We start from the raw sequence: 22,531 nt of genomic DNA on the forward strand, positions 1-22,531 counted from the left end.
GCCGATGACGACAACCGGGCCGACCCGCACGTCCGCGAATCGGCCCGGGAGCCGGTGATCAGTCCTCGCCGACCGAGACGGTGACGTCGATGTTGCCCTTCGTGGCGCGGGAGTACGGGCACATCTCGTGCGCCAGCTTCGCCAGCTCGTCGGCCTGCTCGGACTCGAGGCCGGGGATGATCACCTCGAGGTCCACGGCGATGTCGATGCTCTCCTCGCCCGAGCGCACCAGCGACACCCGCGCGCCCACGGACGAGCCGTCGATGGTGACCTTCTTCGCCCGCGCCGCGCTCTGCAGGGCGGAGTGGAAGCAGGCGGCGTACCCGGCGGCGAACAGCTGCTCGGGGTTGTTTCCCTCGCCCGAGCCGCCGAGCTCCTTGGGCGGGGCCATCTCCAGGTCCACGGCCTTGTCGGCGGTGGCGACGTGCCCGTCCCGGCCGCCGCCGGTGGAGAGGGCTTCGACGGTGTACAGCGCATCGGACATTCAGGATCTCCTCGGGTGGGGGGCGTGCAGGTGTGGCCCAACGTACGCCGCGGCAGCGGGCGATGTCGGGGTCGTGGCGCCCGGTCGGGGCGGCCGGAAGGGATTCGGAGTCACCCCCGCCGCGGACTATTCCACGCTCGGTCGAACCGCTCAGAGGTCGGCCGCGGCCGCGTACGCCCCGGCGAGCTGGCGGAGTGTGTCGTGGTCGCGTCCGAGCAACCGCATGGGCGAGCGACGGTCGGGCAGGGAGTCGGCCGGCGCGGTCCACCATGCGGTGGCGGCCTCGGGGTAGTGGCCGGCGTCGAGCATCCGGTTGATCACGGCGACGATGTTGTCCGGGTCGCGCGGGTCGAAGTGGTCGAGCTGGAAGCGCGGGTACACCCACCGTCGGTCGCCGCGGAGCACGATGAGTCGGCCGTCCCGCGCCAACGTCCGCAGCGCATCGGCAGGCGTGGAGCGGGACACCACGCCCCGCTGGACGAGGATCTCGCACGCCTCGGACGAGCAGGCGTGGGGCACCTGCAGGACAGCGCTGTGGACTGCGGAGGCGATCATCGCGCGACGGGCAGCGGCGGCAGGGTCCGCGGGCGGGCGGAACGGATCCCCGATCGGGAACCGCGCTGTCCGCAGGGCGCCGTCGACCTGGTCGGCCACCCTGAGGAACGTCCGGCGGCGCCGCAGTTCGCGCAGCATGACCTCGGTGAAGTGGCGGTCGTCGAGGTCCCGCAGCGCACGCTCCGCGGTGTCCTCGGACACGGACTTCCGGGACGCGACCCGGTTCTGAAGAGTCATCGCGAGCACCTCGCCTTCTCCGGCGAATGTTAGACCTCGCGTACGGCCACGGCGAGGGGCTCGGCCGACTCGAAACATGCTGGAAACGTGGGCCCCGGATCGGCCGCCGCCGAGATCACCACGGTCCCGTCATGACGACGCCCGGCCCAGGTCAGCAGCCTTGCGGCCCAGGTACCGACGCTCGGCCATCGACGTCGCCTCGGTGGCGGCCCGGCCGTACAGCTCGGCGGCGGGTCGGGGCTCCCCCGCCAGCTCGTGGAGGTATGCCCGGGCGGCGGCGAGCCGGGGCAGCGATTCGGGCAGATCGGCGAGCGCTGCCAACCCGGCGTGTGGCCCGTCTGCGTGCCCCACGGCGACGGCCCGCCCCAGCCGCGCCACGGGATTGTCCGCCAGAGCGAGTAGCTCGTCGTACCACTCGACGATCTGAGCCCAGTCGGTCTCGGCGGTGCTCGCGGCGTCGGCGTGCAGAGCGGCGATCGCGGCCTGCGCCTGGTACTCCCCCATCTGGTCGCGTGCGAGCGCTGCCTGCAGGATCGCGACGCCTTCCGCGATCGCTCGCGCGTCCCATCGGGTGCGGTCCTGCTCGGCGAGGGGGATCAGCTCGTCGTCGTCGCCCTCACCGTCGGCACCGTCGCCGTCGTCGCGGGTCGCACCTCCGCCGCCGATCCGCGCCGCCCGGCGCGCGTGGTGCAGCACCATGAGCGCGAGCAGGCCCCGCACCTCGGGGTGGTCGATGGCCGCCGACAGCTGCCGGGTCAGGCGCAGGGCTTCGGCAGCCAGGTCGACCTCGCCGGTGTAGCCCTCGTTGAACACCAGGTACAGCACCCGCAACACGGTCGCCACGTCGCCGGGCCGGTCGAGTCGCTGCCCGGCGAGGGTGCGTTTGGCGCGGCTGATGCGCTGCGCCATGGTCGCCTCGGGGACCATGAACGCCTGCGCGATCTGGCGCGTGGTCAGGCCGCCCACGGCGCGCAGGGTCAGCGCGATCGCCGACGGCATCGGTAGCGACGGGTGGGCGCACAGGAAGTAGAGCCAGAGGGTGTCGTCGCCGGCCGGCGCGGTCCCCGCAGCCGGGCCCGCGGGGTGGGTGCGGGCGGGGCCCGACGACGACGAGCCCGGCCCCTGCTCCTCCGCCGCCCGCTGCTCACGACGCCGACGGGCGCCCTCGGAGCGGACGATGTCGAGGAACCTGCGCCAGGCCACGGCGGTCAGCCAGGCGCGGGGGTCGCGTGGTGGGTCGTCGGGCCAGACGCGCAGCGCCTCGATGAGCGCCTCCTGGACGGCGTCCTCCGCCGTGGCGAAGTCGGCGCCGCGGCGGATGAGGATGCCGATGACCTGCGGCGTCAGCGCCCGGAGGTCGGGGGCGGTCATGGCACCGGTTCGGCTAGGCGTGGCCGGTGCGCGGGCTGTTCTTCTGCAGTCGGTCGATGTGCTCGGAGGCCTCGGCCTTGGTCAGGGTCGCAGGGAGTTCCTCGCCGGCCTCGCGGGCCAGGGTGTCGAGGTAGCTCTTCTGCGCCTCGGTCATGGGCTCGTCGCCGGTGACCCAGTCGTCGGGATCGCGCTGCAACGACCCGCCGTCGGCGGTCCGGCCCTCGGGGACGGGCGAACCGAGGGTCTCTTCTGCGCGGCCCTGGTCCGGGTCGGGCGCGGGGTTGGCCATTTCGGGGTTGGTCATGTCCGGGTTGGTCATGACCGCACGGTACGCCCGAGCCGGAGGCCGGACCACCGCCGCGAAAGGACCCGTGGCGGTTGAGGCGACGAACCGCAGGAGGTCCGATCGGACGTCCCCGTGTGCCGCGTTGTCGCTTCGGCTCACCAGCTGACCTGTCGGATTCCGCCTGACCCGTGGGACCCCGCAGGTGAGTCGGAATCGGACAGGTCAGGTGGTGCGCCCGGCGCGCATCCCGTCGAGCGCTGGGCTGGCCGGGGTCTCTGCGGGCCCGTTGACGAGGACTCGGGCCCGCGAGCTCTACCGCGGACCCGAGTCGCGACCGACCAGTCAGTCCTCGATCTCCGTGGGGGCGGAGAGCAGCGGCCGCAGTTCGAGCCACTCACGGATCGGTTCGCCGCCCGGCCCCGGGGCCGCGGACAGTTCGGACGCCAGCGCCAGGGCCCGGTCGTAGTCGGCCACATCAATGATCATCCAGCCGGCGATCAGGTCCTTGGTCTCGGCGAACGGGCCGTCGGTCAGCGGCGGGCGGCCCTCGCCGTCGTACCGCACCCACGTCCCCGACTCCGACAGTGCGTGGGAGTCCACGTACTCCCCGGAGTCCCGCAGTCGGTTCGCGAAGTCCTCCATGTACCGGAAGTGGGCAGCGGCGTCGTCGGAGTCCCATTCGCCCATCGGCGGATAGGTGGGCTCCTCCGGAGCGGAGCCGCGGTAATGCTTGAGCAACAGGTACTTGGCCATGACTGAACCTCCTCGTGCTGTGCGACCCAGTGTGGTCGCTTCACTGGGGAGACGGAACAGTTCGCGGGTTCTCGACATCGGGGCCGGAGGCGATCGGCGCGAGCTCGCGGGCTCGGGAACTACCAGGCCCCGTCTTCCACGGTGTCTCCCGAGGGGTGCTTGAGTTTCACGATGCTCTCGGGCGGAACTGGGGGATGCGCGTCCTCGTCGCCGCCCAGCGCCTGTCCGACGGACTTGACGCGCTTGAGTGACTCGGCGGGGGCGAGGTCGTCGCGATCAGCGTCGAAGTAGTCGAACCAGGGCAGACCTGCCTCGGTGTAGGCATCTCGGTCGACGGGCGTCGCAGGCGGCACCTCCCCCGTGATCGCCGTCCACTGCGCTGCCGAGCAGAGGTGCACGAAGACCCGCCCGGACCTGGACTCGTCGTAGTCGCTGAGTTCGCGGTCGTCTTCGTAGACCTCCTGGCGCATCCGACCACCGGCCCCGAGCCCCATGGCCGGTGCACTCTCGGTCAGCGGCATGCCGCTGTAGCAAATCAAGTCGTCGTCGTACGACTTTCCCCGGTCCTCGAGCGCGGCAGCCGTCAGGCCGACTGCGCGCAATTGCACGCCACCGTGCTCCTCGCGGCCAGTCACCTGTCCCTCCACCGTCGCCCCCAGGCCCAAGGGGACTGCGACGAACTGCCGGATGAACCCGTCGCCGGCATTGATCCCGTCCAGCCAGGGCTGATCCGGCAACGACGCATAGTTCTGCGGGTCCTGCGACAGGGACTCGTCCCACTCCTCGCCGCTGATGGCGCACACCTTGCCGATGCCCACCTGCAGCGCAGCTGGCTCGCTGCTGTCCAGCGAGATCCACATGGCCTCACGCTGGTAGACGGGGAGCATGACGCCGCCGCGGGCCAGCCACTCCGCCGGGGCGGTGTCGGGGTAATCCTGAACCCTCCGGATCGGGAACAACCCGAGACCCGGCGGCAGGGGATGAAGCCCATCCTCGGGGATACGCAAGGTGCGCTGGAACCCGATTCGTACGGGACCGATGTGCAGCTCTTTTCCGACCACTCGGACGTCGAACGCCTCAGACATGATGGCCTCCTTCGATGGACCCCAGTTGTATCGCGCGGGTCCGACAAGAACGTTGACGAAGGTGATCGACGCTGCCCGGTCTGCGGTCAGCAGCAGGAGCTGTCGGCGCCCTCCGCTGGCGCCTGGGCGGACGGCTCGGGCGGCGCCGCTGCGGTTCCGCAGCACACGCCGCCGTCGGGGTCGACCCGATCGGCACCGGCCGGGCCGTCGAGGTGCTGGGGACTCGTACCGAAGGTCTCGGAGTCGGCGAGGACGGTGTAGACCTCCCACTTCTCCCCCGCCGGCCCGGTGACCCACACCTTGTCCTGGGTGGCGAAGCAGCAGGTGGTGCCGATCTCCTCGTCCGTGAACAGCCCCTCGCCAGTAAGGCGCGCGATCTCGGCGTGGACCTTCTCCGAGGACTCGACCTCCACCCCGAGGTGGTTGATCGAGCCACCCGTGCCGGGGTTCTCGAGCAGGACGAGCTTGAGCGGCGGTTCGGTGACCGCGAAGTTGGCGTAGCCGGGCTTGAGCTTGGCCGGCTGGACCCCGAGGAGCTTGGAGTAGAACGTGACGGCCTCGTCCAGGTCGTCGACGTTGAGGGCAAGTTGAACGCGGGACATGGCGGCCTCCACCTGTGTGACATATATCGAATTAGTTGGCTCCACCAGAATGCTCCTGGTCTTCGATATATGTCAAGAGGGTCGCTACACTTTATTCATGCCCAAAGCGCTCCCCGTGATCGACGTCAGCGGGCCGATCTGCTGCGACCCGGTGTCGGCCGCACCCATGAACGATGCCGCCGCCCTCGAGCTGGCCCTGCGCCTCAAGGCCCTCGCCGACCCGGTCCGCCTCAAGCTGGTGTCGATCCTGCTCACCGACAGCGGCGACGGCGTGTGCACCTGCGATCTGGCGACGGGTGTCGATCTGGCCGAATCCACCGTCAGCTACCACCTCGGGCAGCTGCGCAAGGCCGGCATGGTCGTCTCCGAACGTCGCGGCATGAACGTCTACTACCGGGCGCGCGCCGAGTCCCTCGACGCCCTGCGGGGGGTGCTCGACCCGAACTGCTGCCGCTGACCGCCCGGCAGGCTGACCACTCAGTCGAGGCGCAAACCACCCCACGACCGCCGCGCCACGGCGGAGACTGTGTTCCGTGCACACGATCGAGGCGGAGGACTACCGGCGCGAGATCCTCGGCTACTGCTACCGCTACTTCGGCTGCTTCGCCGAGGCCGAGGACGCGACCCAGGAGACCATGCTCCGCGCGTGGAAAGCCAGGGACGGCGCCGGGTTCCAGGGCCGATCGTCCCTGCGTACGTGGCTGTATTCGATCGCCACCAACGTCTGCCTGGACATGACCCGGGCTCCACAGCGCAGGGCCCTGCCCACGGACCTCACCGAACCCGGCGCAGTGCCCGACGACCCCACGATGTTGGCGACCCTGCCCGAGGTCACCTGGATCGGCCCGGCGAGCGACGCGCATCTGGGGATCGATCCATCCGCCACCGCAGTCGTGCGCGAGTCCGTCCGACTCGCCTTTGTCGCCGCCCTCCAGTACCTGCCGCCACGGCAGCGGGTCGTGCTGCTCCTGCGCGACGTCCTCGACCACTCGGCCGCGGAGTGCGCCGAACTCCTCGGGATGACGCTCCCCTCCGTCAATTCCGCGCTCGCCCGGGCCCGGAAGACCCTGTCCCAGCACGAGATCGCGCTCCCCCACCCGACGGAGAACACCTCGTCGTCGTCGCCCCGCCCCGACCCGCACGTCGACGCGGGCCTGCTCGAGCAGTACGTCGCGGCGTTCGAGGCCTACGACGTCGGCCGGCTGGTCACACTCCTGACCGACGACGCCGAGTTCTCCATGCCGCCGTTCGAACTCTGGCTGCGCGGTTCGGCGGAGATCGAACGGTGGTGGCGCGGTCCGGGTGAGGTCTGCCGCAACGCGCGCACCATCACGACCTCCGCCAACGGCCGACCAGCCGTCGCGGTCTATCACGCGGTCGGAGACCAGCGCTGGGAGCCGTTCGCGATCCACGTCCTCGACTCCGACGCCGGCCGCATCTCGGCCATCACCCACTTCATCGGCGCGCACCACTTCTCCGAGTTCGGCCTCCCCGCACGGTTGCCGTAGGCGAGGATCTCGGTGCCCCAAGCCCCGCCGGCCTGCATGCCTACCGGCGCGCCAAGGAAAACCTCGCGGCACCGATCAGTTTCGCCGTCCCATCCCGTCTACCCCTGTGAAGGCAGCTCCCCCGGCCACGGGCACCCGCTCGACCGGCCACCGAAACCCCGCAGGAGGGATCATCATGAGCCGCAAGATCACCGCGCACATGTTCTCCACGCTCAACGGCGTGTCCGAGCACGCGGAACGCTGGCAGTTCGACGCGTTCGGCCCCGACGAGATGCAGTCCATGCAGCAGATGACCGCCTCCACCACGGACCTGGTGCTGGGCCGCACGCTCTGGCAGGAATGGTCCGGGTTCTGGCCGACGTACACCGACGACCCGTTCGCCCAGTGGGTCAACCCGATCCGCAAGCATGTGCTCACCTCAACGCTGACCGGTGAGCTGCCGTGGACGAGCACGATCGTCTCCGGCGACGCGGCGGAGTACCTCGAGCAGCTGCGTACCCAGCCCGGCGGGGACATCGCCGTGGGCGGCGGGATCGAGACCACCCGACGACTGGTCCTGGCCGGTTTGGTCGACGTGCTCACCCTGACCATCCACCCTGTGATCACAGGCGATGGCCGCAGGCTCTTCGACGACTCCGTCCCCACCACGCGCCTGCACCTGCTGAACTCCACCCAGACCCGGGCGGGCAACATCCTCGCCACCTACTCCGTCCGCCGGGACACGGCCGACTGACCGACTGACCGACCCCGCCACCCACCGGCAAGGAGATCCCAATGTCATTCCAGGCCTACCTCGACACGATCGAGACCAAGACCGGACTCACGCCCCGGCAGTTGGTCGACGCCGCCACCGAGAAGGGCTTCGGTCCCGGAACCAAGGCCGGCCCGATCCTCGCCTGGCTCAAGGAGGACTACGACCTGGGCCGCGGACACGGCATGGCCCTGGTCCACGTCATCACCAAGGGTCCGAAGATCGACCCCAAGCACGTGGGATCGGGAGGCACCCACTCCGACGCCACCGACACGCTGTGGCTGGACGGGGCGGCCACGAATCCCGACAGGTGACGGGTGACGGGTGGAAGTGACGGGGCTGCCGACCCAGAGAACGCGCCCAGGGGGCACCTCCCCGACGCGCGCTCGCGAGGCATGGGCTAATGTTCTTATCCGCAACGCGGTGAGCGAGAGCGAGCCTGCGGAAGCGATGCGGATGTGGCGCAGCTGGTAGCGCATCACCTTGCCAAGGTGAGGGTCGCGGGTTCGAATCCCGTCATCCGCTCTCATGTGACATCAGGTGATCTGACAGGTGGCCGGGTCGACGACTCTCGTCTGATCGCCGCCGGTAACCCTGATCGAGCCCTCCGATTCCTCGATCGCGGTGGCCCCCGGAACGGTGGCGGCGCACACCTGCACCCCGCTGGAGCTCACGATGACCTGCGGCTTCCCATCCACTTCGGCAAGCCGCGCCTCGGCCGTTCCCACAGAGATCGGCCCGTCACCGATGCCGGCCGTCGGTGCCGATGGGACAGTCGACGTCGTGTCTGTGGGGTCCCCCTCCGGTGCGGGAGCCGATCCGGGCGCGCTGGTGGTTGCTGTCTCGCTCAAGGTGGGGCCCTCCCCTCTGGAGGTCGGCGGGGGAATCACGGGCGTGAACGTCGGGCCGGAATCGGGGGGCGGAGTGGGTTCCGGCGAGTGGCCTGCTTCGGGCGTTGCGGTGGGTGTGGCGCCGGCCAGGTCTCCCACCGGGGCATCAGTCGGCAGCGGGTCCGCGAGTACGTCCTCGTCCACGGCCTGCGCGAGCCCCATGAACATCCTCAGTGGGGCGGGCGCCGCGGTGAACCCGGTGGGGAGCGGCGTCCAGGCCTCCTGGTTCTCCCAGGGCTGATTCTCAGCGCGGAACCCCGTTTCGCCTGAGCATCGCGTGGACGGGGTCGTCGGGGTGTACACCGTCCAGCTGACGGAGCCGGTCGAGACTGCGTTCGAGTTCTCCGGGTTGATGGTGTGCACCATGATTCGGTAGGACTCCGCGGTGGCGTCACCGATCCCCACCTGGTCCCGGATCCGAAACGCGCCGGTCGAGGTGTTCGACGTGTCGAATCTGTACTTCTCCGTCTTTGCATCCAGGAGCCAGACGACCCTGTATCGGAAGGGCGGCTTGCCGGGTGGTGGGGTCGGGGCCGTCCAACTCACAGTCGCAGTTCTGAACCCTGCGATTCCGCCGGTCGTGCAAGAGATGTTCGTGGCCAATGGCGTCGGGAAATAGTTCGACGTCGAGACCGGCAGCGTGGCCGTCCGCACGGCGACCGGGTTCGCCATCGTGTCCACGACCTGCGTCATGCTGGCCGCGACGGCAACTGCCCCGGCCACGGCGACAGCACCGCGGAATGCCAACTTCTGTCGGCGCGACTCAACCACGGCCGGTCCTTTCACTTTCGGACTCCGTCTCGTCGACAGTGTCGGCGGAGGCGCGGGTTCGACCGAACGCGAATACGACGAGGCCACCGGCCATCATGCCGCCGACGAAGACCGCCACCGGGTTCGTCAGCCACGCAACCACGTAGCCCAGGTGATCGACGTGGAAGAACACCCGGTCGGCGCCGGTGAGGATGTACGGCGTGGGATCGTCCGCATCGTTGGCGTCTCCGCGCATCCACAGACTCGCACTGCCGTCGCCCATCGGCTGAACGCCGGTGACACGGTGCGTGATCCGAACGTCGGAGGCATCGACCACGCTGACGATGTCCCCCACCTCGATTTGGTCGGCGTCCACCGATTTCGCGAACGCGAGCGCGCCCGTGGTGATCGTGGGCGACATCGACCCCGAGCGGAAGACCAGAGGGGTGATCCCGAGGAACATCGACACGGAGGCCGCGACGACGCACAGCAGCCCGAGCGAGGCGCCGAGGTTGAGGGCCAGCTCGCGCCGCCGCCGCCCGCTCACTTGACCTCCGCGTTGACCGTGAAGGTGACCCCGACCTGGGCCATGCGTGTGGTGATCGGCGCCGTGCTCTTCAGACTCACCCGGAAGCACAGAGCATCCGTGCCGGCCCGGTCGATGGTGCGGTGGGTCGTGAGCAGCCCGCGGGTGGTGCTGTCGGCGGTGAGGACCCGCGCGGTGACGAGCGGGGTCCCGCCGGTGCAGGTGGTGGCTGTGCCCGTGCCCCCGGCGAACACGTCCATCGTCAGGTTGTTCCCGAGCGCGGCGGCGTCGCCCCGCTGCGAGCCGGCCGTGGCGACCCCGGTGGTCAGGGGTCTGACCTGCATGTCCATGAGGTACTTCAGGTTGATGGCGCCGTCGTTGCGCAGGGTGATCATCCCGGCGGTGTCGGACGTGCCTCCCGTCGGCTTGAGATTGAGGACCCGGGCGAAGGAGAAGCTCGGGGACGCGCCGTTGATCTTGAGGTCGACCGAACCCGTGCTGAACAGCCCGGTTTCGGCGGTGACGGTCTGCGACCACGTGGCGGTGGTGCCCACCGCTCCGAGGCCGAAGATCATGCCGAGGGCCGATACCGCCCTCACCCGGGTCCACCGGGATTCGCGCCACCCGTGGTCACGCCACCGGGGGCCGCGCCACGGGTTCCGGCTACGGGCCCACATCGTCGTCGTCCCCTCCACCCGCGCGGGCCACAGCGCGGTGACCACCGCGTCCCCCAGCGACCTTCCGCTCCCTGACCTGGTCGCGCAGACCTCCGGCGAACATCCACGCCGCGTAGACGAGCAGCCCGCCGGCCAACACGCCGATCCCGATGACCCGCATCTCGCCGGTGAGCAACAGATTGACGCGGCCGAGCTGGGGCACGGAGTACCACTCGACGCCCCGCACCTGCTCGGGCACGAGCACCCAGTCGTCCGGCGTGTTGTTGGCGTCGCCCTGGGTGTGGATTCCCTGCTGACCCGTCTGGTCGTAGAAGACGCCGATGATGCGGTGGGTGACCACCGTCGGGTCACCGGAGTTGGGCTGGAACGTGATGACGTCGCCGGCGCGCAGTTCCTCCGCGGCAGTGGGGCGGACGACGACGAGTGCGCCCGGTGGGATCGTCGGTTCCATCGACCCGGTCAGCACCGTGTAGGCCTGGGCGCCGCTGACCCTGGGGACGACGACCAGGGCCAGCAGGATCGCCGCGCACGCGAGGAGGAACACCCAGCCCCCGATGGTGCGCAGCCACCAGCCGATCGACGTGGACTCGTCCGCCGGGGACGGGGGCAACGACCGGGACCGGGTAGGCCCGGCCTGGGCGCGGTGGGCACCGACGGGGTGATCGTTCATCGTTGAGCTGCCCTGAACGTGAAGACGTACCGCCCGCTCTGCCCGGGGGTGACCGTCTGGGCGGTGGTCGTGAGGCACAGGACGTCGGTGGCGCCGGTCGCGAGGGCGGTGTCCGTGGTCACGGCCCTGGTGATGGCGCCGGAGTACACCTGGGCGCCCGGGGTGCCGAGGGGGCCGGAGGTCGGGCAGGCCGACGCATCGCTGACCCTGGCCACCCGCAGGTCCACCGCCGGCGGGGTGGTGGATACCCGGGCCGTCACGCCCTCGAGCCGGTAGTTCACGGGGATGGTGCTGTCGTTGACCACCCGCAGCGGGACCTGCGCGCGGTCACCGGTGTTCATGTTCTCCTTCGTCAGCCCCGACAGGTCCAGGGCGACCTGGCCGGGGCCGGTGATCCTGAGGTGGCCGGTCCGGATGGTGTCGCCGGCCGTCGTCTCGGAGTCCCGCCAGGCGGCGTCGGTGACCTGCAGCGAGACAAACCCGAGCAGCAGCACCGACGCCCCCACGAGCGTCCACGAGACAGGGGCCTTCATCGTCGTTCGATCAGGACGCGGTTGCCGGGGCGGTCTGCCGGAGGGTGACGGTGAGGTCGTTGACGTTGATCGTCTGGTCCATCGATCCCGTCTCGGTGCCCGCGAAGGTCAGGGTGCCGCCGACGGTGACCGTCGTGTCGTCGTGCTGCTCCTCGTTGAGGTTGGTCAAGGTGTTACCCGTGTCGGGCGTCCAGGAGAGTCCTGACGGGAGGGCGCCACCCGTTCCGCTTCCGGTGGCCCCGCTGGTGGCGACCAGTTCGGCCGAGACGTTGGTGCCCTCGATGTCGAGGAGGTAGTCGCTGGTGAACCGGATCTCGTCGCCCGGAACGAGAGTGTCGGTGGCGGGGACGAAGGTGTCCCCCTCGCGTCCGGCGGTCTGCCAGGTCCATTCGGCGCTCTCCGGCACCTGCTCGACCGCCAGCCGTCCGGTGGTCACGGTGCCGCCCGCGGAGTCCCCACCGTCCGAGGTCCACGCGGCGTAGGTGCCCGCGCCACCGGCGAGGAGCAGGGCGGCCGCACCCGCGGCGAGTGCGCCCTTGGTGGTCTTCTTCATGGGCTTGCGGTCGGTCTGGTTACGGTCGGTCTGGTTACGGTCGGTCTGGGTCATCGTTATTCCTTCCATCGGGACACCGCGGGTGCGGGGTCGAGGGGGCTCATCCGGCCCCCAGGTGCGTGATCGGACTGTCGAGGTGGACCAGGCGCCCCATCGGCACGCGGTCGCCGGGGCTCCTGAGTGATGGCGCGGTGTCCTCCAGGGCGAAGGCCCAGCCGGGAGTGATCGAGTAGTCCTGGATCGCCTCGCCCCCGGGCATTCCCAGCAGGAGCGTCACCGGGATGGCGCGCCCCTGCGGCGCTGACGTCGCGGCGAGCAGGACGCCCCAGTCGGACTGGCGGGCGGGGCCGGTCAGCGTCGTCGGCTCGCCCGCCGTTCCCGCCAAGTCCGCTCGCCAGGTGCCCGTCGCCGCGTCGGAAACGTGCCATCGCCCGGCGTAGACCGTGAGCGTCGCCGCGACGTCGCAGGTGTTCCGCGCCAGGAAGTCGGCGTGGACGTACTCGCCACCCGGGACCGGTCTGATCGCCCGGTCGGGCGTGATCTCTCCGACCGGCCCCCAGAATTCGCCGCCGTCCTGGGAGAACTGCAGGCAGGAGGCGTTGAGGTCGAACATCGTCGGCTCGTCCGGAAGAACGCGGGTGAGGCCCACCAGGGCGACGCCGGCCAGCGCGACCGACCCCACTGTCGCAGCCCTACGGGCATCCGGATCCACAGTCGCGAACGTATGTCCAACACCGAGCGTCGGCAACTGGTTTCCATTGCGCTGCAACGGAAGTCGCTGACAATAGGCTGAGACAATGGCTGAGTCAGGCAGGCGACCACGCGCTTTGCTGGCAACCGTAATTTAATGACGGTCTCAGCTTCGTCTTTGCTTTTTCCCAGCTTTTCCGCAGCTGTGACGACGACGAGGGCTTCCCGTCTCCTCCCGGCCCGCGTTCGCCGACCAGGCCGAACCGGCGGAACCGCCCCGCCACATTCGCTGTTTCGCCGGCCGGCTCCGCCGCTCCGCACTAGCCTCCTGCCATGAGTAGAGGCGCGTCCCTCCTGCGAATCACCCTCGCGTACGTCATCGCCATCGCCGCCGGACTGGCGTGGCTGGTGTGGGGTCCGGATACCGGACGGTTGTGGCTGGACGGACTGATCGCCGACCTCGTCGCGACGCTGGTGATCTTCGCGGCCAGCCGCGTATTCGGGAACTCCAGCACCTACGACGCCTACTGGTCGGTCATCCCGCCGCTGCTGGCGTTCTACTGGTGGGTCGCCGCCGACGCCGGCGTGAACGACGTCCGCTGGTGGCTCATGATGGCCGTGCTGGTGGCGTGGGCGATCCGCCTCACCGCCAACTGGGTCCGCACCTTCCCCGGAATGCATCACGAGGACTGGCGCTACCCGCTGGTCCGCGAACGGGCCGGGAGGTTCGGGCTCGTCGCCGACCTCATGGGCATCCACGTCTTCCCGACCCTCGTGGTGTTCGCCGGACTCATCCCCGTCTACGTGGTGGCCACGCGCGCGGGGCAGCCGCTCGGCTGGCTGGACTTCGTGGCGTTCGCCGTCGGCATCGCCGCACTGGCCCTGGAGACGGTCGCCGATCTGCAGATGCACCGCTTCCTCGCCACCCGCACGCCGGGCCAGGTCATGCAGACCGGGGTGTGGTCGTGGTCGCGGCACCCCAACTACGTGGGCGAGTGCGGCATCTGGCTGTCGATGGCCCTGTTCGGTCTGGCCGCGTGGCCCGGCGCGTGGTGGGTGTTCGTCGGCGCCGCCGCGATGCTCGCCATGTTCCTGGGCGTGAGCATCCCGATGATGGAACGCCGCAGCCTCGAACGCCGCCCCGCCTACGGCGACGTCGTGCAGCGCGTGTCCCGGTTCCTCCCGCGGCCGCCCGGGAAGGGCGCGTCCCGCCCGCGGCCGCCCCGGGACAGCGCACCCCGCGCGTCCCGCGCGTGACCCGACCCCGCTTGTGACCCGACCCCGCGTCGTCATCGTCGGCCTGGGCGACACGGGCGTCCTCACCGCCATCGCGCTGCGCCGGTACGCCGACGTCGTGGGCATCACCGCCACACCCGAGTTCGTCAGCGGCCAAGAGCTCGGCCTGCGCCTGGCCCGGCCGGAGGCGTGGGCGCGGGACTATCGCATCGCCTACCGCCGATTCCGCGGACTCGACCGCACGCGCATCGTGCACGGCACCGCGACCGGCCTGGACACCCGCGAGCGGCTCGTGCGCGTGACCCTCGCGGACGGCACAGGGGGCGATAGCACAGTGTCCGAGGAACCGTACGACGTCGTCGTCGTCGCCACCGGGGTGACCAACGGCTTCTGGCGCCACCCCGCGCTGCGGGATGCGGCGGGCGTCGACGCCGAGCTCGCCTCGCCGCACCGGCGACTCGCGTCGGCGCGCTCGGTGGCGGTGATCGGCGGCGGCGCGGCGGCGGTGAGCGCGGCCGCGCAGGTGGCCGAGCGGTGGCCGGCCACGGCCGTGGACCTCTACTTCCCCGGCGGGCGCGCGCTCCCCCATCACCACCACCGGGTCTGGCTGCGCGTGCGGTCCCGGCTCGAGCGTCTCGGCGTGGGCCTGCACCCCGGTCACCGCGCGGCCCTGCCGCCCGGCCACGACACCCGCCACCTCACCGGCGGGCCCGTCACCTGGACCACGGGGCAGCCGCCCGCCGACGCCGAGGCGGTGATCTGGGCGATCGGCCGCGTCACACCCAACACCGCGTGGCTTCCGGACGGGATGCTCGACGACCGCGGATTCGTCGCGGTGGAGCCGTCGCTGCAGGTCACGGGTCACCCGGGCGTGTTCGCGGTCGGGGATGTCGCAGCCACCGACCCGCTGCGCACCTCCGCCCGCAACCGCGGACACGTCCTGCTCGCGCGCAACATCCGGGCGCATCTCGCGGGCCGACCGCTTCGCGCCTACCGCCGGCCGCCACGCCGATGGGGTTCGGTGCTCGGTCCGCTCCGCGACGGCCTGATCGTGTTCGCGCCCACCGGCCACGGCATCCGGACGCCGGCGTGGGCCGCCGACATGCTGCTCCAGCGCCTCATAACCCGCCAGGGGATCTACGGCGGGGTGCGGCGCCGGCCGCGATGACCCGCTCGCGGCGATCACGCCCGCGGCGATCACGCCCGCGGCGATTCGTGTACACACGGGCTATGACATCTACGCCCCCGCCGGACCCGGATCCCGCCGACTCCCCCGACCTCGACGCGGGCGGCTCCCCGGTGGGCCCCATGACGCCGGACTCGGATTCCACGTCCCTGGCCTCGGACAGCGCTCGCACCGGCCAGAGCCCGACCAAGTCGAACTCCCGCGTCGGCATCGTGGTGCTGCTGGCGATCGTCGTCCTGGTGGTGCTGGTGTTGGTCCTGGGGCTCATCGGGAGGGTCTTCGGACTGGGGTGACGACGAGGGCCGCAGCAGAGTCCGATCCTGCTGCGGCCCTCGTCGCGTGTGGGGTCAGCTCCCGGCGACGGCGCCGATCAGCTTGCCGAAGTCGATGTTGTTGATGAGGTCGGCGGAGAACACGGCCGGGTCGGCGCCGATGTCGCCCAGCGCGCTCGAGCCGGAGGTCAGCGATCCCAGGCCCAGTCCCTCGAGGCTGCCGGTGACGGCCTCGGCGGGGTTGGGCTCGCGGATGGTGACGCAGGTGTTGATGGGGTTGGCGACCTTGCGGCCGCTGGCCAAGACGAGGGTCGTGGCGGCGCCGGTGTTGAGCACGTCGCCGGGGGTCGCGTCGGCGGGGACGCGGTAGGTGGTCTCGAGGGTGGCCTTGGCGTTGCCGGCGGTGGTCCACCCGGCTCCGGAGTGGTGGACCGAGTTGGTGGCGGAATCGCGGGTCACGTCGTCGGTGACCGTCGACCACGTCTGGCCGCCGACCACGAACCAGACGCTCTCCCGCGCGCGAACCAGCTCGAACCCGGCCGGGTGGAAGTCGTCGATCCGGCTGACCAGGGCCCCGGCGCCGCTGACGGTGGTCCGGAACGTCACGGTCCCGCCGGGGGCGGCGGTGCCGTCGCCTACGACCTCCTTGGTGAGGTGGTAGTTGGTCCACACGGTGGACGCATCGTTGAAGGTCACGGTCTGCGAGGTCGCGCACTCGGTGACGGCGGGTTCGGCACCGGCGACGCCGGCGCCGGTGCCCGCGGCGAGTCCTGAGGCGACGATCAGCGCGGCCGCGCCTGTGGCGATGGATCGGAGGGTCCGTGACGTCATCGGTGTCCTGTCGGTCATGGCGAGAGCCGCTGGGGCCGCTCGATGGTGAGTAGATGGTCGCCGGAGGGTCGATACGCGCCTGTCGGCGCGCTGCCGGCGCTCCTGATAGTAGGTCGGATCCAATTGTTCTGGACAGTTGTCCTTGTTCTTGACGGTGTGAACCTCGGGCGACGACGACGAGCTCCTCCCCTCCCCCGGGCCCCGCACCGTCGGGGAGTGCCGAACCTTTGGGGCGGCCCCTCTGGACAGCCGGGGGACACTTGTGACGGGCGTCACTAGTCCGGTGCGTCCTCCGGCGGTTCAGCGAGGAGCGCAGTCATGAAGGCGGTCGTGTTCGAGGGTTTCAAGACCTTCCCCGTACTCAAGGATGTCGACCGGCCCTCCCCCGGCCCCGGCGAGGTCCTGCTCAAGGTGGCCGGCTCGGGCGCCTGCCACTCCGACGTGGGCCTGTTCCACGACTATCCCGGCGACCCCACGGGCTTTCTCACCCCGCCGTTCACCCTCGGCCACGAGGTCTCGGGCTGGATCGAGGAACTGGGCCCGGGCGTCACCGGATTCGAAAAGGGCGAGGCCTACCTGGTCTACGGCCCCATCGGCTGCGGCCGGTGCACGCCGTGCTCGCGCGGACAGGACACGTACTGCGAGGACGTGCCGTCGGTCGGCTACCTGGCGACCGGCCTGGGCCGCGACGGCGGCATGGCCGAGTACATGACCACCTACGCCCGCAACCTCGTCCCCCTCGGCGATGCCGACCCCGTCGCCGCGGCCCCGCTCGCCGACGCCGGCCTGACCCCGTACCACGCCATCAAGCGGGCGATGCCGCACCTGACCACGCCCGGGGCGACCGCACTGTGCATCGGCCTGGGAGGTTTGGGCCTGGTCGGGGTGCAGATCATCAAGGCCCTCACCGGGGCCACCGTCTACGCCACCGACAGCAAGCCCGGCGCGATCGCCGCCGCGGAGGCCGACGGCGCGATCGGCATCCCGACCGAGGGCGCCGCCGAGAAGATCAGGGAGCTCACCGGCGGACGCGGCGTCACCGCGGTGTTCGACTTCGTCGGTGCCACGCCGACCCTCGAGCTCGCCGCGGCGTGCGTGGCCCAGCAGGGCTCGCTGACGGTGGTGGGCCTCGCCGGAGACGACTTCGCCTGGAACGCCTTCCGGGTGCCCTACGAGGTCAACTTCTCCTCCACGTACTGGGGCACGCTCGAGGACCTTCACGAGGTGGTGGAGCTGTACCGGGCGGGCAGGATCGCCCCGGAGGTCCACGTGTATCCGCTCGCGGAGGCGCTGGAGATGTACCAGCAGCTCGTCGACGGCAAGATCAGTGGGCGGGCGGTGGTCGCGCCGCACGGGGCGTGACCCGGCGGGCGACACCGCGCTCCGCCCGCCCCTTTCTGAGAGGTGATCGCCAGAGCCGAGCCCGCCGCTGCGTCAGAGGAGCCAGTCCCGGGTCGCGCACTGCCCGTGACTGTCGGACCCGGCGGACAGGACGGTCCCGTCAGCGCGGAGTCCGAGACTGTGTTCGGACCCGGCGGCCACAGCGACGACGTCTCGCCAGGACGACACCTCGCACTGGCCGCGACTGTTGTTGCCCGCGGCCCGGACTCGTCCGCGGGAGTCGACGCCGAGGGTGTGCCCGCCGCCGGCCGCCACCCCGATCATGTCTCGCCACCGAGCCGAGTCGGCTAGCCCGCCGCCCACGTCGCCGCCGGTGACCACCCGCCCGTCGTCGGTGACGGCGACGGTGTGCAGGTAGCCGGCGGCGATTCCGCGGATGCGCCGCCACCCGTCGACCTCGCACTGCCCCCGTCGGCTGTTGCCGGTGGCGGTCACCGTGCCGTCCGCGCGGAGCCCGACCGAGTGCCAGTCACCGGCGGCGACGGCGACGATGTCCCGCCATCCGCCGACCTCGCACGCGCCGTCGTCCGGGCGCCCGGCCGCGGTGACGGTTCCGTCAGTCAGGGCGGCGAGCGTGCGGCGCCACCCGGCCGCGATCGACGCGACGCCGGTCCACGTGTCGATGTCGCATTGTCCGTCGTCGTTCCATCCGGTGGCTACCGCGGTGCCGTCTGCGTGAAGGGCGACGGTGTGGGAGCGGCCGGTGTTGCGGGCGGCGTGGACGTTGCCCGCCGCCACGGCGATCACCCCGCGCCACTGCCCCACCGCGCATTCCGGCGCACCGTTCGGTCCCGTGGCGACCACCGTGCCGTCTCGACGGACTCCCACGGAGTGCCGGCGGCCCGCCGCGATGACGGCGCGGTGGACCGACGCGGAGGTCATGGGCTCAACCTACCCACGCCGGCCTCCGCAGAGCTGCAGCTAGCGGTTGTCCCGCTCGCAGGCGATCCCGTCGCCGTCGCCGTCCATCGACGGGTCGTAGTACTCGCTGCCGCGGTGGATGGGGGCCACTCCGAGGTCCCACGCCTCCCGGCACCCCGAAAGCCGCCGGACGGGCGCGGTCACGGGCGCGGTCTGGACCGGGGCCGGCACGAACTGCGGGGCCCAGACCAGCGGGAACGGCAGGAGCGGCAGGGTGGCCGCGTCGAATCCCATCGGGACCGGCACGACGATCGGTGCGATGTCCGGCACGGCGATGACCCCCGATCCGACGGGGATCTCGGCGGCAACCGCGGAGGGGGCGGCGCCGAGAGCGGCGAGAGTCGCCAGGCCGAGGGCAGTGAGGGAACGACGGATCATGGTGAGAACCTCGAGGGGAAGGCCACCGCAGTGGCGCGGAATAGTGAGCTCAGATTAACCGGGGGATGTTCACGTCGCTGACTGTTTCGCGCTCATGAACCCCGGACATCTCTCACCCCACGAGGCGCGACCCTCACACGACCCTCGTCTCGGGATGCGACTGCGAGAGCTCGTAGGTCTTGACGATCCAGAACGTTGCAAAGGCGTAGAGCGCGGCGGTCTCGACCAGAAACAGCCACAGCGTCGAGTCCATCAGCCAGGCGATGAGGAGGGCGAGGGCCGGGAAGAGCAGGACCAGAACGACCAGGATCCGATAGCCCGAGCGGTAGCTGCGCTGCAGCTCCGCGTTCGGGATGGACCCGATGGTTTCCTGCCCGTAGAAGAAGATCGACAGTGCCGCCAGGACGAAGAAGGACGCCGCGGCCACCGCGTGGATGACGCTCACCGCGTTGAGCCCGGGCATCGCCGGGTCCTCGGTCGGGAACAGCGCGACGACGATCGCGAGCGTGCCGGCGGCGTTGAGCAGCCAGTTCTCGCCGCGCGTGTAGCCGCGGTACGCCACCAGTGCGACCCCGATCGCGACCAGCGTGCCCACGAACAGCCCGCGGGCCGGCGTGTAATAGAAGGAGCTCAGCGAGTCCGCCATCGGCATCTCGGAGTCGACCGCGACCCAGGCCAGGAGCGCGGGCGGCAGGGCGACCGCGCCGACCGCGATCACCATCCGCAGGACGAAGTACGTCTCGACGATGTACGCCGCCGGCGCCGCGCAGAAATGCGCCCGATCGCCCTGCGGCTCCCGATCACTCTCTGATTGCTGCACGTCCACACCTCGAATCCGCCCCGGTGTCAGCCTCGCAGTCGGGTGCCCGTCTTGGTGTAGATCCGGTTGAGGTGGCCCTCGACAGTCCGCTTGGACAGGTGGAGCTCGGCGGCGATCTCGGCGTTGCTCAGCCCCTGCCCCACGAGGTCGGCGATCTGGGATTCGCGGCGCGTCAGCGAGACAACGGACGGGACCGGGCCCGTGGGACCGCTGAGACGGGTGAGCCCGGCGAGGGGCCCGGCGAGCTCGGTGGTCGCGAGCAGCCGCTCGGCCTGGGAGTGGAGCTGCGATCCCGGCGTGGCCAGGTCACGGGCACGGTCGGCGGCCACCGCGGCCGTCATGTGCAGCCCGTACGTCCGGGCCCGCCGAGCCGCGTCCAGCAGCAGCCGGGGATTCCGGGCCACCATCGCCGCGGCCAGGTCGCGGAACAGCACCGGCACATCGCCGGTGACCTCCACCTCGGCCACGGCGCGACAGATCTCGGCGTCGGCGGACAGGACGCCGGCCAGCGCAGCACGGGTGGCGACACCGAGGAGCCCCTCGTCGATCAGCGACAGCACGACCTCGCGGGCCTCGTCGGGGCGCCCCAGGCAGATGAGAACGCTCGCCTCGACGCCCCGGATCTCCGGACCCACCGGCGAATTGGCGTACCCCGGGATGGCGCGCATCCGCTGGAGGTACTCCCCCGCCGTCGCCATCTGCCCCGACATCGCGGCGGCCAGGGCGTACAGGGACAGCGCACGCGACAGGAAGTCCTCGGGTCCGTCCACCTCGACGATGGCAACTGCGTCGGAGGCCGCGCTCACCGCGGACGGGAGGTCACCGGCGGCGAGGGCGATCTCGGCGTCGACCACCCGGCGCACGCCGTGGTCGACGCGCACGGAGTCGTCCTGCTCCACGGCGATGACGGGCGCGAGCTCGGTGAGCAGTGCGGTGATCCCGAAGCCGTGCAGCATCACCGACACCAGCGCCGCCAGGTACTCCTCGGACGCCCACGCGTGGCGACCCATCGAGCGGGACCGTCGGGCCTGGCGCCGGATGACCGCCAGCGCGGCATCGGACTGTCCCATGGCGTCCAGCGCGAGGGCGTGGATCGACTCGAGGCGCCGCGCCCACTCGACCGGCAGCTCGGAGGGGAGGTCGGCGTAGGCGCGGGCCGCCTCGCGGTAGCGGCCCGAGTAGCTCAGGTGCACCACGGTCAGCGCGTCGAGCACCGCGTGCCCGGGGTGACCGGCGGGCAGCCACTCGTGCGCTGCGTCGATCAGCGGCAGCGCCTGCTCGGGGCCGCGGTCGCGGTAGTGCGCGAGGTCGGCGCGCGCCGTGACGTTCTCGATCAGCACCCGGGTGTAGTCGGCCGCGCCGGGATCGTCGCGGAGGCACATCATTGACCGGTTGAACATCGCGGCGGCCTCGGGCAGCCGGTCGAGCAGGCGCAGGCACGAGCCCGCGATGAGGGCCAGCTCCGCCTGCTGCAGCGACGTGGTGGTGAGCGAGATGCGCTGGGCGGCGTCGTGGATCTCCAGTCCGGTGCGGTAGTCGTGACCGTCGAGGGCGGCGCGGGCGGCGACCAGCACGCATCCCGCGTCCATGGGGTGGGCGTTGGTCAGCGCCCACAGCACGATCCTCGGATCCGGACGGGGCCGGCCTTCGCCCGCCCGGTCGAGGACGGCCTGGTAGACCTCGCCACGCCGCCGGTGATCGGCACCGCCCCGCAGTGCGGCGGCCAGGACGGGCGGCTGGACGGAGAGCATCTCGACGCCGTCCTCGTGCCGCTCGAGCAGCAGCCCCCGGCCGAGCAGGTCGCCCACCACGTCGTCGCCGTGCAGGTGCGCCAGGTCAGTGAGCGGGATCCGGCGGGCGAGCGCGGCGGTGGTCAGCGGGCCGGTGTCGGCGGCGGCGCCCGGCGGATCGATCCATCGGTGTGGGTCAACGGCCACGCCGGCGATCGCGGTGGCGGGATCCTCGACCAACTCCAGCCGATCGCGGGTGCGGCGGGTGAGTCGGCGGGCGGCCAGGTCGTCGTAGGTGGCGCGCAGCGCGGTGAGATTCCCGTGCGAGCACGCCCACAGGGCCTCGACCAGCCGCGCCGAGACCGGCATCCCGACGGCCGCCGAGACCACCGACTCCGATTCGCCGCGGGTGAGCGGACGCAGCGGCAGCCGCGTGGTGCGGACGCTCACCTCGTCGTCGTATCCGGGGGGCAGTGCCGCGCCCACCCTGGCCGATGCCACCAGGACCGCGCCGTCGGGGAGCGTGCGCGGTGCAGGCCGCCCGCGGCCGGCGCCGGGGTCAGAGCCGAGGCCATCGACCCGAGACGGCGCACCGACACGATCCAGGTCGTCCCACACCACCACGGGGACCCCCGCGGCGCGCAGACCTGCAGCGATGTCGGCCGCGCACCGGCTGGCGCCCACGCCCGGAGGCCCCACGACGAGCACGCCGCGCCGCGTCTCGACGCACAGCGCGGTCGCGCGCGCCACGGTGTCGGACCGCACCGCCGCACGGGTCGTGTTCCACGCGGGCACGTGACCCTCCTCGCTGCGCCGGAAAAATCAGGTGTGCCGC

Annotated in this window: 27 protein-coding genes and 1 tRNA gene; 9 read left to right on the forward strand and 19 right to left on the reverse strand. The window is 71.2% G+C overall.

What is annotated here, in order from left to right; genetic code table 11:
• Positions 1 to 58: 58 nt before the first annotated feature.
• The 7 genes from L8M95_RS06305 to L8M95_RS06335 form a co-directional block, all read right to left on the reverse strand.
• Complete coding sequence (locus L8M95_RS06305) at positions 59 to 484, reverse strand: organic hydroperoxide resistance protein (protein WP_260488641.1); 426 nt, start codon at positions 482 to 484, stop codon at positions 59 to 61.
• 150 nt (positions 485 to 634) lie between these two features.
• Positions 635 to 1,276: a hypothetical protein gene (locus L8M95_RS06310; protein ID WP_260488642.1), complete on the reverse strand. Its 642-nt coding sequence runs from the start codon at positions 1,274 to 1,276 to the stop codon at positions 635 to 637.
• A 129-nt stretch (positions 1,277 to 1,405) separates the two neighbouring features.
• Positions 1,406 to 2,647, reverse strand: a complete 1,242-nt coding sequence (locus L8M95_RS06315) for an RNA polymerase sigma factor (protein ID WP_260488643.1) — start codon at positions 2,645 to 2,647, stop codon at positions 1,406 to 1,408.
• Between the two features lie 13 nt (positions 2,648 to 2,660).
• Positions 2,661 to 2,966, reverse strand: a complete 306-nt coding sequence (locus tag L8M95_RS06320; protein ID WP_312027449.1) for a DUF3072 domain-containing protein — start codon at positions 2,964 to 2,966, stop codon at positions 2,661 to 2,663.
• Positions 2,967 to 3,275: 309 nt separating this feature from the next.
• Positions 3,276 to 3,686, reverse strand: coding sequence for a YciI family protein (locus L8M95_RS06325; protein ID WP_260488644.1), 411 nt, complete (start codon positions 3,684 to 3,686; stop codon positions 3,276 to 3,278).
• 119 nt (positions 3,687 to 3,805) lie between these two features.
• On the reverse strand, positions 3,806 to 4,771 hold the full coding sequence (locus tag L8M95_RS06330; protein WP_260488645.1) for a hypothetical protein: 966 nt from the start codon (positions 4,769 to 4,771) through the stop codon (positions 3,806 to 3,808).
• An 86-nt stretch (positions 4,772 to 4,857) separates the two neighbouring features.
• On the reverse strand, positions 4,858 to 5,373 hold the full coding sequence (locus L8M95_RS06335) for an ArsI/CadI family heavy metal resistance metalloenzyme (RefSeq protein WP_260488646.1): 516 nt from the start codon (positions 5,371 to 5,373) through the stop codon (positions 4,858 to 4,860).
• A gap of 97 nt (positions 5,374 to 5,470) precedes the next feature.
• Between L8M95_RS06335 and L8M95_RS06340 the strand changes: the two genes are divergently transcribed.
• The 5 genes from L8M95_RS06340 to L8M95_RS06360 all read left to right on the forward strand — a co-directional run bounded on the left by L8M95_RS06340 (position 5,471) and on the right by L8M95_RS06360 (position 8,157).
• Positions 5,471 to 5,830 (forward strand): Rv2640c family ArsR-like transcriptional regulator, encoded by a 360-nt coding sequence (locus L8M95_RS06340; protein ID WP_260488647.1) that lies wholly within the window; start codon positions 5,471 to 5,473, stop codon positions 5,828 to 5,830.
• 76 nt (positions 5,831 to 5,906) lie between these two features.
• On the forward strand, positions 5,907 to 6,881 hold the full coding sequence (locus tag L8M95_RS06345; RefSeq protein ID WP_260488648.1) for a sigma-70 family RNA polymerase sigma factor: 975 nt from the start codon (positions 5,907 to 5,909) through the stop codon (positions 6,879 to 6,881).
• 175 nt (positions 6,882 to 7,056) lie between these two features.
• Positions 7,057 to 7,614 (forward strand): dihydrofolate reductase family protein, encoded by a 558-nt coding sequence (locus L8M95_RS06350; protein ID WP_260488649.1) that lies wholly within the window; start codon positions 7,057 to 7,059, stop codon positions 7,612 to 7,614.
• Positions 7,615 to 7,655: 41 nt separating this feature from the next.
• Positions 7,656 to 7,946: a DUF4287 domain-containing protein gene (locus L8M95_RS06355; RefSeq protein ID WP_260488650.1), complete on the forward strand. Its 291-nt coding sequence runs from the start codon at positions 7,656 to 7,658 to the stop codon at positions 7,944 to 7,946.
• Between the two features lie 138 nt (positions 7,947 to 8,084).
• Positions 8,085 to 8,157: transfer RNA gene (locus L8M95_RS06360), tRNA-Gly, on the forward strand.
• An 11-nt stretch (positions 8,158 to 8,168) separates the two neighbouring features.
• On the opposite strand, the gene L8M95_RS06365 is transcribed toward L8M95_RS06360, so the two are convergent.
• The 7 genes from L8M95_RS06365 to L8M95_RS06395 all read right to left on the reverse strand — a co-directional run bounded on the left by L8M95_RS06365 (position 8,169) and on the right by L8M95_RS06395 (position 12,943).
• Positions 8,169 to 9,293 (reverse strand): hypothetical protein, encoded by a 1,125-nt coding sequence (locus L8M95_RS06365; RefSeq protein WP_260488651.1) that lies wholly within the window; start codon positions 9,291 to 9,293, stop codon positions 8,169 to 8,171.
• Positions 9,286 to 9,819 (reverse strand): signal peptidase I, encoded by a 534-nt coding sequence (locus L8M95_RS06370; protein ID WP_260488652.1) that lies wholly within the window; start codon positions 9,817 to 9,819, stop codon positions 9,286 to 9,288. Before L8M95_RS06370 ends, L8M95_RS06365 begins: the two co-directional genes overlap by 8 nt.
• On the reverse strand, positions 9,816 to 10,397 hold the full coding sequence (locus tag L8M95_RS06375) for a SipW-dependent-type signal peptide-containing protein (RefSeq protein ID WP_260488653.1): 582 nt from the start codon (positions 10,395 to 10,397) through the stop codon (positions 9,816 to 9,818). Before L8M95_RS06375 ends, L8M95_RS06370 begins: the two co-directional genes overlap by 4 nt.
• 64 nt (positions 10,398 to 10,461) lie before the next feature.
• A complete protein-coding gene (locus tag L8M95_RS06380) occupies positions 10,462 to 11,145 on the reverse strand; it encodes a signal peptidase I (RefSeq protein WP_260488654.1) in 684 nt (227 codons plus the stop codon).
• On the reverse strand, positions 11,142 to 11,678 hold the full coding sequence (locus L8M95_RS06385; protein ID WP_260488655.1) for a hypothetical protein: 537 nt from the start codon (positions 11,676 to 11,678) through the stop codon (positions 11,142 to 11,144). The genes L8M95_RS06380 and L8M95_RS06385 overlap by 4 nt, the downstream gene beginning before the upstream one ends.
• Before the next feature lie 10 nt (positions 11,679 to 11,688).
• Entirely contained in the window at positions 11,689 to 12,285 is a 597-nt protein-coding gene (locus tag L8M95_RS06390; protein WP_260488656.1) for an alternate-type signal peptide domain-containing protein, read from the reverse strand.
• Between the two features lie 46 nt (positions 12,286 to 12,331).
• Positions 12,332 to 12,943 carry a hypothetical protein gene (locus tag L8M95_RS06395; RefSeq protein WP_260488657.1) on the reverse strand — a complete coding sequence of 204 codons (612 nt, stop codon included), beginning with the start codon at positions 12,941 to 12,943 and terminating at the stop codon, positions 12,332 to 12,334.
• Positions 12,944 to 13,254: 311 nt separating this feature from the next.
• Here L8M95_RS06395 and L8M95_RS06400 point away from each other — a divergent pair, with 311 nt between their 5' ends.
• The 3 genes from L8M95_RS06400 to L8M95_RS06410 all read left to right on the forward strand — a co-directional run bounded on the left by L8M95_RS06400 (position 13,255) and on the right by L8M95_RS06410 (position 15,636).
• Positions 13,255 to 14,178 (forward strand): DUF1295 domain-containing protein, encoded by a 924-nt coding sequence (locus tag L8M95_RS06400; protein ID WP_260488658.1) that lies wholly within the window; start codon positions 13,255 to 13,257, stop codon positions 14,176 to 14,178.
• Positions 14,179 to 14,191: 13 nt separating this feature from the next.
• Complete coding sequence (locus tag L8M95_RS06405) at positions 14,192 to 15,325, forward strand: FAD-dependent oxidoreductase (RefSeq protein ID WP_260488659.1); 1,134 nt, start codon at positions 14,192 to 14,194, stop codon at positions 15,323 to 15,325.
• A 62-nt stretch (positions 15,326 to 15,387) separates the two neighbouring features.
• Positions 15,388 to 15,636: a DUF6480 family protein gene (locus L8M95_RS06410; RefSeq protein ID WP_260488660.1), complete on the forward strand. Its 249-nt coding sequence runs from the start codon at positions 15,388 to 15,390 to the stop codon at positions 15,634 to 15,636.
• 54 nt (positions 15,637 to 15,690) lie between these two features.
• On the opposite strand, the gene L8M95_RS06415 is transcribed toward L8M95_RS06410, so the two are convergent.
• Positions 15,691 to 16,446, reverse strand: a complete 756-nt coding sequence (locus L8M95_RS06415) for a hypothetical protein (protein WP_260488661.1) — start codon at positions 16,444 to 16,446, stop codon at positions 15,691 to 15,693.
• Positions 16,447 to 16,764: 318 nt separating this feature from the next.
• On the opposite strand from L8M95_RS06415, the gene L8M95_RS06420 reads away from it, so the two are divergent.
• Positions 16,765 to 17,808 carry an alcohol dehydrogenase catalytic domain-containing protein gene (locus L8M95_RS06420; protein WP_260488662.1) on the forward strand — a complete coding sequence of 348 codons (1,044 nt, stop codon included), beginning with the start codon at positions 16,765 to 16,767 and terminating at the stop codon, positions 17,806 to 17,808.
• A gap of 72 nt (positions 17,809 to 17,880) precedes the next feature.
• Here L8M95_RS06420 and L8M95_RS06425 read toward each other — a convergent pair whose 3' ends face one another.
• The 4 genes from L8M95_RS06425 to L8M95_RS06440 all read right to left on the reverse strand — a co-directional run bounded on the left by L8M95_RS06425 (position 17,881) and on the right by L8M95_RS06440 (position 22,491).
• Positions 17,881 to 18,729, reverse strand: a complete 849-nt coding sequence (locus L8M95_RS06425; protein WP_260488663.1) for a chromosome condensation regulator — start codon at positions 18,727 to 18,729, stop codon at positions 17,881 to 17,883.
• A 39-nt stretch (positions 18,730 to 18,768) separates the two neighbouring features.
• Positions 18,769 to 19,146, reverse strand: coding sequence for an excalibur calcium-binding domain-containing protein (locus tag L8M95_RS06430; RefSeq protein WP_260488664.1), 378 nt, complete (start codon positions 19,144 to 19,146; stop codon positions 18,769 to 18,771).
• A gap of 133 nt (positions 19,147 to 19,279) precedes the next feature.
• Complete coding sequence (locus tag L8M95_RS06435) at positions 19,280 to 19,966, reverse strand: hypothetical protein (protein WP_260488665.1); 687 nt, start codon at positions 19,964 to 19,966, stop codon at positions 19,280 to 19,282.
• Between the two features lie 26 nt (positions 19,967 to 19,992).
• A complete protein-coding gene (locus L8M95_RS06440) occupies positions 19,993 to 22,491 on the reverse strand; it encodes a LuxR family transcriptional regulator (protein WP_260488666.1) in 2,499 nt (832 codons plus the stop codon).
• Positions 22,492 to 22,531: the final 40 nt, after the last annotated feature.

The organism is Dietzia sp. B32 (genome assembly GCF_024732245.1).
Lineage (GTDB): Bacteria > Actinomycetota > Actinomycetes > Mycobacteriales > Mycobacteriaceae > Dietzia.

What these genes read in the sequence shown, in the direction of transcription:
- L8M95_RS06315 (WP_260488643.1), bottom strand. Translation starts at nt 2,647, where the DNA reads ATGACCGCCCCCGACCTCCGGGCGCTGACGCCGCAGGTCATCGGCATC.
- L8M95_RS06310 (WP_260488642.1), bottom strand. Translation starts at nt 1,276, where the DNA reads ATGACTCTTCAGAACCGGGTCGCGTCCCGGAAGTCCGTGTCCGAGGAC.
- L8M95_RS06320 (WP_312027449.1), bottom strand. Translation starts at nt 2,966, where the DNA reads ATGACCAACCCGGACATGACCAACCCCGAAATGGCCAACCCCGCGCCC.
- L8M95_RS06305 (WP_260488641.1), bottom strand. Translation starts at nt 484, where the DNA reads ATGTCCGATGCGCTGTACACCGTCGAAGCCCTCTCCACCGGCGGCGGC.
- L8M95_RS06355 (WP_260488650.1), top strand. Translation starts at nt 7,656, where the DNA reads ATGTCATTCCAGGCCTACCTCGACACGATCGAGACCAAGACCGGACTC.
- L8M95_RS06410 (WP_260488660.1), top strand. Translation starts at nt 15,388, where the DNA reads ATGACATCTACGCCCCCGCCGGACCCGGATCCCGCCGACTCCCCCGAC.
- L8M95_RS06390 (WP_260488656.1), bottom strand. Translation starts at nt 12,285, where the DNA reads ATGACCCAGACCGACCGTAACCAGACCGACCGTAACCAGACCGACCGC.
- L8M95_RS06415 (WP_260488661.1), bottom strand. Translation starts at nt 16,446, where the DNA reads ATGACGTCACGGACCCTCCGATCCATCGCCACAGGCGCGGCCGCGCTG.
- L8M95_RS06340 (WP_260488647.1), top strand. Translation starts at nt 5,471, where the DNA reads ATGCCCAAAGCGCTCCCCGTGATCGACGTCAGCGGGCCGATCTGCTGC.
- L8M95_RS06335 (WP_260488646.1), bottom strand. Translation starts at nt 5,373, where the DNA reads ATGTCCCGCGTTCAACTTGCCCTCAACGTCGACGACCTGGACGAGGCC.
- L8M95_RS06425 (WP_260488663.1), bottom strand. Translation starts at nt 18,729, where the DNA reads ATGACCTCCGCGTCGGTCCACCGCGCCGTCATCGCGGCGGGCCGCCGG.
- L8M95_RS06325 (WP_260488644.1), bottom strand. Translation starts at nt 3,686, where the DNA reads ATGGCCAAGTACCTGTTGCTCAAGCATTACCGCGGCTCCGCTCCGGAG.
- L8M95_RS06430 (WP_260488664.1), bottom strand. Translation starts at nt 19,146, where the DNA reads ATGATCCGTCGTTCCCTCACTGCCCTCGGCCTGGCGACTCTCGCCGCT.
- L8M95_RS06400 (WP_260488658.1), top strand. Translation starts at nt 13,255, where the DNA reads ATGAGTAGAGGCGCGTCCCTCCTGCGAATCACCCTCGCGTACGTCATC.
- L8M95_RS06330 (WP_260488645.1), bottom strand. Translation starts at nt 4,771, where the DNA reads ATGTCTGAGGCGTTCGACGTCCGAGTGGTCGGAAAAGAGCTGCACATC.
- L8M95_RS06420 (WP_260488662.1), top strand. Translation starts at nt 16,765, where the DNA reads ATGAAGGCGGTCGTGTTCGAGGGTTTCAAGACCTTCCCCGTACTCAAG.
- L8M95_RS06380 (WP_260488654.1), bottom strand. Translation starts at nt 11,145, where the DNA reads ATGAACGATCACCCCGTCGGTGCCCACCGCGCCCAGGCCGGGCCTACC.
- L8M95_RS06385 (WP_260488655.1), bottom strand. Translation starts at nt 11,678, where the DNA reads ATGAAGGCCCCTGTCTCGTGGACGCTCGTGGGGGCGTCGGTGCTGCTG.
- L8M95_RS06350 (WP_260488649.1), top strand. Translation starts at nt 7,057, where the DNA reads ATGAGCCGCAAGATCACCGCGCACATGTTCTCCACGCTCAACGGCGTG.